The organism is Ensifer sp. SSB1 (assembly GCF_016652895.1).
GTDB lineage: Bacteria > Pseudomonadota > Alphaproteobacteria > Rhizobiales > Rhizobiaceae > Ensifer.
Window position 1 is genome coordinate 9,728 of record NZ_JAEPRP010000158.1, and the last position, 7,852, is coordinate 17,579.

Here is a 7,852-nt window from a genome sequence, read left to right on the forward strand (position 1 = left end):
CGAAAACCGACCTGACCGAACTTTACGGCCTGTGCATGGAAGGGGCCAAGCAATGACACTCGTAAGCCAGACCACGGAAGGCGGCGGGCAGAATACGCCGCTCAAATTCCTCAAGACCTACCCGATGGAGATCATTCTCGCCGCTTTGGTGATATTCCTGATCTTCGTCGCACCGGGCTTTGCCTCCACCAGCAACGTCTTGAACGTGCTGCGCACGGTCTCGATGCTCGGCATCATCGCCTTCGGCATGACGGCCGTCATCATCAGCGGCGAGATCGATCTCTCCGTCGGTGCGGGTGCTGCACTTGCCGGCTGCATCGTCGCCTGGTTTGCCGATCGCTTCACCGATGTCTTCGGCGACTGGGGCGCGGTCACGGTGGGTTTTGCCGCCGCGTTGCTGCTCGGCTTCTCGCTCGGCTATCTCACCGGCCGTTTCCGTCAATGGTTCAACGTGCCGACCTTCATCACCACGCTGGCGCTTTTTGCAGCACTTCGCGGGGTCGCCAATTTGATCACTGGCGGCTTCCCGATGTCGTCCTTCCCGCTCGGCTTCGATTTCCTCGGCGGTGGTTACCTCTTCGGCATCCCGTTCCCGGTCTATATCTTCGCGCTGACCTTTGCGGCCATGCACTTCCTGATGAAGTACACGAGCTTCGGCCGCGAGGTTTACGCGGTCGGCGGCAACATGGAGGCGGCACGCCTTTCCGGCATCGACATCTGGAAGGTGAAGGCGCTGACGCTGGGCCTGACGGGCGCGCTCACCGCCGTCTCCGGCACGCTGATCGCCTCGCAGATCGGGGCCGGCACCGGGACGACGGCGACCGGCATGGAACTCGACGTGATTGCGGCCGTGATCATCGGCGGCACCTCGCTCTTCGGTGGCAAGGGCCGCATCTGGGGCACGCTGATCGGGGTGTTGTTCCTCGGCTGCATCTCCAACGGCATGACGCTGATGAATGTCAGCGAATATTGGCAATACGTCGTGCGCGGCGGGATCATCCTCGGCGCCGTGCTCCTGAACCAGGTTCTGGAACGGGTGCGCTGAGACCGGCGCGGGGTGTCCGCATCCCGCTCCCCCTTATGACTAACGATCACGCTTATGATCTCGGGTCGACGCCGGCCCGGATCATCGCGATCCATCGCGGAGACAATCATGACTGAATTCAAGGGAAAAGTGGCACTGGTCACCGGCACGTCCGGCATAGGGCTTGCCTCGGCAATCCGGCTCGCCTCGTCAGGCGCGACCGTGCTTGCCTGCGGTAATGACGTCGCCACCAACGAGATCTTCGATCGCATCGCCAAAGAACGCGACCTGACGATGTCGACCCGGCTGACGGACGTTTCAGTTGAGGTGGAAGTGGAAGCGGCCGTGCGCGAGGCGGTGCTGCGCCAAGGCGGTCTCGACATCATCGTCAACGCTGCTGCCGTGCATCCCTATGGCACCGTTCTCGATACCAGCGCCGAGACCTTTGCCCGCTGCCTCGCGGTCAACGTCGGCTCGATCTACCTCACCGGACGCTTTGGTATCCCGGAAATGATGAAGCGCGGCGGCGGCGCGATCGTCAACATCTCCTCGGTGCAGGGCCATGCCTGCCAGCAGAACGTCGCGGCCTATGTCGCCTCCAAGGGCGCGATCCATGCCCTGACCCGCGCCATGGCGCTCGACCATGCGGCGGCGAAGGTCCGGGTGAATTCGGTGAGCCCCGGCTCGGTGCGCACGCCGCTGTTGGCGCTCGCTGCCCGCACCTATGGCGGCGAGGGCGTCAGCGAGGCGGAAGCTTTCGCCCGCTTCGGTGCCGCGCACCCGATCGGCCGCATCGGCGAGCCGGAGGAGGTGGCCGAACTGGTCGCTTATCTCGCCTCGGATCGCGCCGCCTTCGTCACCGGCTCGGACTTCCGCATCGACGGCGGCCTCACGGCCGGCATCGGCGTCAAATAATCGGATAGGAAAAGACAAGATGAAAATCGGCCTTGGGCTCTACCGGGAGCAACTCACCCCGGATTACTTTCAGTTTGCCGTGCAGGCGGGCGCGACCCATGTCGTCGCGCATCTCACCAACTATTTCGCCGGCAAGGATCCGAAGATCGACAGTGGCGATCAGGGCGGCTGGGGTGATTGCTCCGGTGACCGGCTCTGGACTTTCGAAGAGCTGTCGGCGCTGGTGAAGGACGTCAGGGCCGGTGGGTTGGAAGTGGCGGCGATCGAGAACTTCTCGCCGCGCTTCTGGCATGACGTGCTGCTCGACGGGCCCGAGCGCGCGCTGCAGATCGAGGGGCTGAAGCAGCTCATTCGCGACGCCGGCCGCGCCGGCATTCCCTGCATCGGCTACAATTTCTCGCTCGCCGGCGTCTATGGCTGGACCCGCGGCCCCTACGCCCGCGGTGGTGCCGAATCCGTTGGCTTCGGCGTCGAGAACAGCATCGCGCCAAGCCCGGATGCGCCGATCCCGGACGGCATGATCTGGAACATGCGCTATCGTCGCGGCATCGCCGGCGCCGCTTCCGTTTCAGTCAGCTCGGCAGAGCTCTGGGACCGCCTCAGCCATTTCCTGAAGGAGGTCGTGCCGGTCGCCGAAGAGGCGGGTGTCGTGCTCGGCGCCCATCCGGACGATCCGCCGGCCGAGGAACTGCGCGGCACCGCGCGGCTCGTCAACCGTCCGGAGAAATACGATCGGCTGATGTCAATCGTCGACTCGCCGTCGAACGGGCTCGAACTCTGCCTCGGCTCGCTCCAGGAGATGCCGGGCGGCGACATCTACGAGCATGTCCGCCGCTTCGCCCGTTCGGGCCGCATCGGCTACATCCACTTCCGCAACGTGCGCGGAAAGATGCCGCGTTATGTCGAGACCTTCGTCGACGAGGGCGATATCGACATGGCGGAGATCATCCGCATCCTGCGCGACGAAAACTACCAGGGCGTGATGATCCCCGACCATACGCCGGCCATGACCTGCGGCGCCTCCTGGCACGCCGGCAAGGCCTTCGCGCTCGGCTACATGAAGGCACTGGTGCAGAACGCCGAGGCGCTCGGACCCTCGCGTTCGATCCCGACAAGCATCGCAGCGGAATAGGAGGCGGAGATGGCCCGTGAGCTTGTCTGTGTCGCACCCGTCGGCGACCGCTGCGGCGAGGGAGCCGTCTGGTCGGCGGATGAGGCGGCGCTCTACTGGACCGACATCAACCGCTTTCTGATCCACCGTTATGACGAGGCGACGCGGGCGGTCAGGACGTGGCTCTTCGACGAGCCGGTGGTGGCAATTTCGCTGACGGGCGAAGACGGACGGCTGCTCGTCGCTCTCGGCTCGAAGCTGATCTGGTGGTGGCCGCAAACCGATCGGCGGCAGGATCACGGCTTTGCCTTGCCCGGCGCCCCACGCGTCCGCCTGAATGACGGTCGCGCCGATCCAGTCGGAAATTTCTGGGTCGGCTCGATGAAGAACAACGTCCTTCCGGATGGTCAGCTTGGCGACGTTGCGCCGGGCGAAGGCATCCTCTACCGGATCGCGCCGGACGGTGCCGTCACCGAATGGCGGCACGGGCTCGGCATTTCCAACACGCTCTGCTGGAGCCCGGATCGAAGCACCTTCTATTTCGGCGATACGCTGGCAAACGAGGTCTATGCCTTCGACTATGATGCCGCAGGCGGGACGATATCCGGCGAACGACCCTTCTTCGCCGGTTTCGGCCGCGGCGCGCCCGACGGTTCGGCGATCGACAGCGAAGGCTTCCTCTGGAACTGCCGCTATGGCGGAAGCTGCATTGCTCGGGTTGCGCCCAATGGCAGCCTTGCCGAGGCGATCGATATGCCGGTCACCAACATCACCACCTGCACCTTCGGCGGCGCAGACTTGAAGACGCTCTACATCACCACGGCCGGGGGAGGGCCAGCCGAGCGCCTCGCCGGCAGCCTCTACGCCATGCGCGTCGAGGTCCCGGGCATGCCGGAAAACCGGTTCGGGGTGGCAGGCCGGTGAGCGCAGAGACAACACGGCGCGCGCTTGCCTGGGCGCATGGTTGCCTCTCGGTGCAGTCGGCCGGCGGCATGCTCGGCCCGGTGCTGTTCCTGCTGCCAGATGGGCGCCAGGTCAGCCCCTTGCATGTGGCGCCCTGGGGCAACGACTACGAGCGGGAGACGCTGCCGGAAATCCTGAGGGAGCTGCGCGGCGAGTGGCCGTGCGTACCTTTCGGCAGTGACGCGGACCGCACGCTGCCCACAGGATGGTCGGCGACCGGCGAGAGCTTCGCTGGCGCCGGTGTGCCGCATGGCCATAGCTCCAACGTCCATTGGGACTGGGGCGCTTGCGACGACCGCCAGATCACCATGGAATGCCATTATCCGGAGAACCATCCGATCCGCTTGCTGCGGCGGCGGATCGTGCCGGATCCCAATGCGGCGGCTGTCGACCTCACCTTGGAAATCGAGGCGCGGCGTCCATGCCGCCTGCCGATCGGTCTGCATCCGACGTTCCGGCTCTCGAGCCGCCCGGGTTCGGTAGCCATCGAACCCGGTGCTTATGACCAAGTCTGGAGCTTTCCGAGCGATGTCGAACCGGGCGCGGCTCTGTTCTCGCCCAACCGGCAGTGGTCGTCGCTCGGCAAGGTCGATACGCGTGGCGATGCGAGCATCGACGCATCGCAGGTGCCGCTCGTCGAAGAGACCGAGGACCTGCTGCAGCTCTCCGGTATCGATGGCAGCTTGGCGCTCCACTATCGCGACGAGGGTTTTCGCGCGCGGCTCGCCTGGCAGAAGGAACATTTTCCGAGCCTGCTGCTCTGGTTCAGCAACCGCGGCCGCAAGGCCTATCCCTGGAATGGGCGACACGTGGCGCTTGGTGTCGAGCCGATCGCTTCCGCCTTCGATCTCGGACCGGCGGTCTCGACGGCCGACAATCCAATCGCGGTATCGGGTGTTGCAACGGCAATTGCTTTCGACCCCGGCCAGATGTTCACCACCCGCTACCGGCTGTCCGTCGATGCCGCTCCAATCGGCTGAGCCGTCACTCGCCCAGCTATTTGCAATTGAAAGGCCAAGAGAATGAAATTGCTGCGTCTCACCGTCGACGGCTCCGCCGTGCCCTGCATCCTCGATGGCGAGGGGACAGCGCGGGACGTGTCTTCGCTCGTCCGGGACTTCACGGCGAAGACCTTGCCTGATGTCATGGCACTGCTCTCCGGCGCCGATCTGGCGGCTCTGCCCGTGGTGCCGGTGGTCGATGCGTACATCCTGCCGCCGGTCGCAAGGCCCGGCACGATCTGGTGCGTCGGCCTCAACTACTCCGACCATGCGGAAGAAGCGGGACTGCCGGTGCCGTCCGAACCGATCCTCTTCAACAAGGCGGCCGGCACCTATTGCGGCCCGAACGCGCCGCTTCTCTACTCCGAAAAAATGTCGAAGCTCGACTGGGAGGTCGAGCTCGGCATCGTCATCGGCAAACGCGCCCTGAACGTGTCGCGTGCCGAGGCCATGGTGCATGTCTTCGGTTACACGGTCGTCAACGATGTCTCCGAACGCGCCTGGCAGATGGAGCGCGGCGGGCAATGGGTGAAGGGCAAGAGCTTTCCGAACTTCTGCCCGACAGGTCCGTGGCTTGTGACCCGCGACGAAGTGCCGGATCCGCAGGCGCTGTCCATGTGGCTCGACGTCAACGGCGAGCGCATGCAGGCGGGCACGACCGCCCGCATGATCTTCGATGTCGCGACCATCGTCTCCTACATGAGCGAGTTCTGCGTGCTGGAGCCGGGCGATCTCATCTGCACCGGCACGCCGCCGGGTGTCGGCATGGGCAAGAAGCCGCCGCGCTACCTGAAGCCCGGTGACGTGGTGGAACTTGGTATCGATGGCCTCGGCCGCCAGCGCCAGGTCGTTCAATCCCTCTAGACATGCGGAAGGATCTCACCATGAAGGAAAAGTCGGGACGATTGGCCGGGCGCGTCGCCGTGGTCACCGCGGCCGGCCAGGGCATCGGCCGCGCGGTTGCCGAACGACTGTTGGCCGACGGTGCTGTGGTCCACGCCAGCGACATCAACGCCGAGCTGCTCGCCACCCTCGAAGGGGCCACGACGACGCGGCTCGATGCGACGGATCACGGGGCCGTCAGCGCTTATTTCGAAGCCTTCGATCGGGTCGATATCCTCGTGCATGCGGTCGGCTACGTGCATCAGGGCACAATCGAGGAATGCTCGCCCGCCGACTGGCGGCGCTCGGTGAACATCACGCTCGACAGCGCCTATAACGTCATCGCCGGCGCAATCCCCAAGATGAAGGCCAATGGCGGCAGCATCATCACCATCGGATCGGTTGCCTCCTCGATCAAGGGTTTCCCGCGGCGTGCCGCCTATGGTGCTGCCAAGGGTGGCGTCATCGGTCTCACCAAGGCGGTGGCTGCTGACTACGTTTCTCAGGGCATCCGCTGCAATTCGGTCTGCCCCGGCACTGTCGCTTCGCCCTCCCTGGAAGAGCGCATCGGCGAACTCGGCGAAAAGCTTGGAAGCCGGGACGAGGCCTACCGGTCTTTCATCAGCCGCCAGCCGGCCGGCCGCTTCGGCACGGTGGAAGAGGTCGCCGCCATCTGCACCTTCCTCGCCTCGGACGAGGCCGCCTTCATCACCGGCCAGGCCATCAACATCGACGGCGGCATCACGATTTGAGCCGCCGCTTCCCCCCCCAGAGCCGTGAAACGCAAAACACCTCCGGATGCGCTCCGGAGGTGTTTGTTTTCGTAGGCCTGTTGGCGTCCGTGCGACGCCGTTCGGGATCGGTCGTCGCTTAAGCCGAGAGCGCCTTGAACTCGGCGAGGATGGCGTCGCCCATCTCCGTCGTTCCGACCTTCTTCGCGCCTTCGGCCATGATGTCGCCGGTGCGGATGCCCTGGTCGAGCACGTTGGCGATCGCCTTTTCGAGATTGTCGGCTTCCTTCACGAGGTTGAAGGAGTAACGCAGGCACATGGCAAACGACGCGATCATCGCGATCGGGTTGGCAATGCCCTGGCCGGCAATGTCGGGGGCCGAGCCATGCACCGGCTCATAGAGCGCCTTGCGCTTGCCGCTGACACCGTCCGGCGCGCCGAGCGAGGCCGACGGCAGCATGCCGAGCGAACCGGTGAGCATGGCCGCGACATCCGACAGCATGTCGCCGAACAGGTTGTCGGTGACGATGACGTCGAACTGCTTGGGCTGGCGCACCAGCTGCATGCCGCCAGCGTCCGCCAGCATGTGCTCGAGCTGGATGTCGGAATATTTCGCCTTGTGCGTCTCGGTCACCACCTGGTTCCACAAGACGCCCGACTTCATGACGTTGCGCTTTTCCATCGAGCAGACGCGGTTTTGACGCGTGCGGGCCAGTTCGAAGGCAACGCCGGCGATGCGCTCGATCTCGTAGGTGTCGTAGACCTGGGTGTCGATGCCGCGCTTCTGGCCGTTGCCGAGATCGATGATCTCCTTCGGTTCGCCGAAATAGACGCCACCGGTGAGTTCACGCACGATCAGGATGTCGAGACCTTCGACCAGCTCGGGCTTCAGCGACGAGGCGGCGGCCAGCGCCGGATAGCAGATCGCCGGGCGCAGGTTGGCGAAGAGTTCGAGGTCCTTGCGCAGGCGCAGCAGGCCGGCTTCCGGGCGAACCTCGTAGGGCACTGCATCCCACTTCGGACCGCCGACCGCGCCGAACAGCACCGCATCGGCGGCGAGCGCCTTCTTCATGTCCTCTTCCGAGATCGCCTGGCCGTGGGCGTCATAGGCCGAACCGCCGACCAGGCCCTCGTCGATCACGAAGCCGGCTGAAAGCTCGGCATTCATGTAGGCGATGATTTTGCGGACTTCCGCCATGGCTTCCGGGCCGATGCCGTCGCCGGG

8 protein-coding genes are annotated in these 7,852 nt (G+C 64.9%); 7 read left to right on the top strand and 1 reads right to left on the bottom strand.

Features of this window, described 5'->3' with window-relative positions:
* Positions 1 to 52: 52 nt before the first annotated feature.
* The 7 genes from I8N66_RS29060 to I8N66_RS29090 all read left to right on the top strand — a co-directional run bounded on the left by I8N66_RS29060 (position 53) and on the right by I8N66_RS29090 (position 6,648).
* Positions 53 to 1,045, top strand: coding sequence for an ABC transporter permease (locus tag I8N66_RS29060; RefSeq protein WP_052201674.1), 993 nt, complete (start codon positions 53 to 55; stop codon positions 1,043 to 1,045).
* A 108-nt stretch (positions 1,046 to 1,153) separates the two neighbouring features.
* Complete coding sequence (locus I8N66_RS29065; RefSeq protein WP_291161429.1) at positions 1,154 to 1,939, top strand: SDR family oxidoreductase; 786 nt, start codon at positions 1,154 to 1,156, stop codon at positions 1,937 to 1,939.
* Between the two features lie 19 nt (positions 1,940 to 1,958).
* Positions 1,959 to 3,071: a mannonate dehydratase gene (locus I8N66_RS29070; RefSeq protein ID WP_291161432.1), complete on the top strand. Its 1,113-nt coding sequence runs from the start codon at positions 1,959 to 1,961 to the stop codon at positions 3,069 to 3,071.
* 9 nt (positions 3,072 to 3,080) lie between these two features.
* Positions 3,081 to 3,974 carry an SMP-30/gluconolactonase/LRE family protein gene (locus I8N66_RS29075; RefSeq protein WP_291161435.1) on the top strand — a complete coding sequence of 298 codons (894 nt, stop codon included), beginning with the start codon at positions 3,081 to 3,083 and terminating at the stop codon, positions 3,972 to 3,974.
* Positions 3,971 to 4,993, top strand: coding sequence for a hypothetical protein (locus I8N66_RS29080; RefSeq protein WP_291161439.1), 1,023 nt, complete (start codon positions 3,971 to 3,973; stop codon positions 4,991 to 4,993). Before I8N66_RS29075 ends, I8N66_RS29080 begins: the two co-directional genes overlap by 4 nt.
* Positions 4,994 to 5,035: 42 nt before the next feature.
* Positions 5,036 to 5,878: a fumarylacetoacetate hydrolase family protein gene (locus I8N66_RS29085; protein WP_291161442.1), complete on the top strand. Its 843-nt coding sequence runs from the start codon at positions 5,036 to 5,038 to the stop codon at positions 5,876 to 5,878.
* Positions 5,879 to 5,898: 20 nt separating this feature from the next.
* A complete protein-coding gene (locus I8N66_RS29090) occupies positions 5,899 to 6,648 on the top strand; it encodes an SDR family oxidoreductase (RefSeq protein WP_291161445.1) in 750 nt (249 codons plus the stop codon).
* Positions 6,649 to 6,766: 118 nt separating this feature from the next.
* Here the strand turns inward: I8N66_RS29090 and leuB are convergent.
* The coding region (leuB, locus tag I8N66_RS29095) for a 3-isopropylmalate dehydrogenase (protein ID WP_291161448.1) at positions 6,767 to 7,852 on the bottom strand (1,086 nt) is incomplete at its 5' end.

Excerpts from the sequence above, each read along its gene's own strand:
- I8N66_RS29060 (WP_052201674.1), top strand. The coding sequence starts at position 53 with ATGACACTCGTAAGCCAGACCACGGAAGGCGGCGGGCAGAATACGCCG.
- I8N66_RS29065 (WP_291161429.1), top strand. The coding sequence starts at position 1,154 with ATGACTGAATTCAAGGGAAAAGTGGCACTGGTCACCGGCACGTCCGGC.
- I8N66_RS29070 (WP_291161432.1), top strand. The coding sequence starts at position 1,959 with ATGAAAATCGGCCTTGGGCTCTACCGGGAGCAACTCACCCCGGATTAC.
- I8N66_RS29075 (WP_291161435.1), top strand. The coding sequence starts at position 3,081 with ATGGCCCGTGAGCTTGTCTGTGTCGCACCCGTCGGCGACCGCTGCGGC.
- I8N66_RS29085 (WP_291161442.1), top strand. The coding sequence starts at position 5,036 with ATGAAATTGCTGCGTCTCACCGTCGACGGCTCCGCCGTGCCCTGCATC.
- I8N66_RS29090 (WP_291161445.1), top strand. The coding sequence starts at position 5,899 with ATGAAGGAAAAGTCGGGACGATTGGCCGGGCGCGTCGCCGTGGTCACC.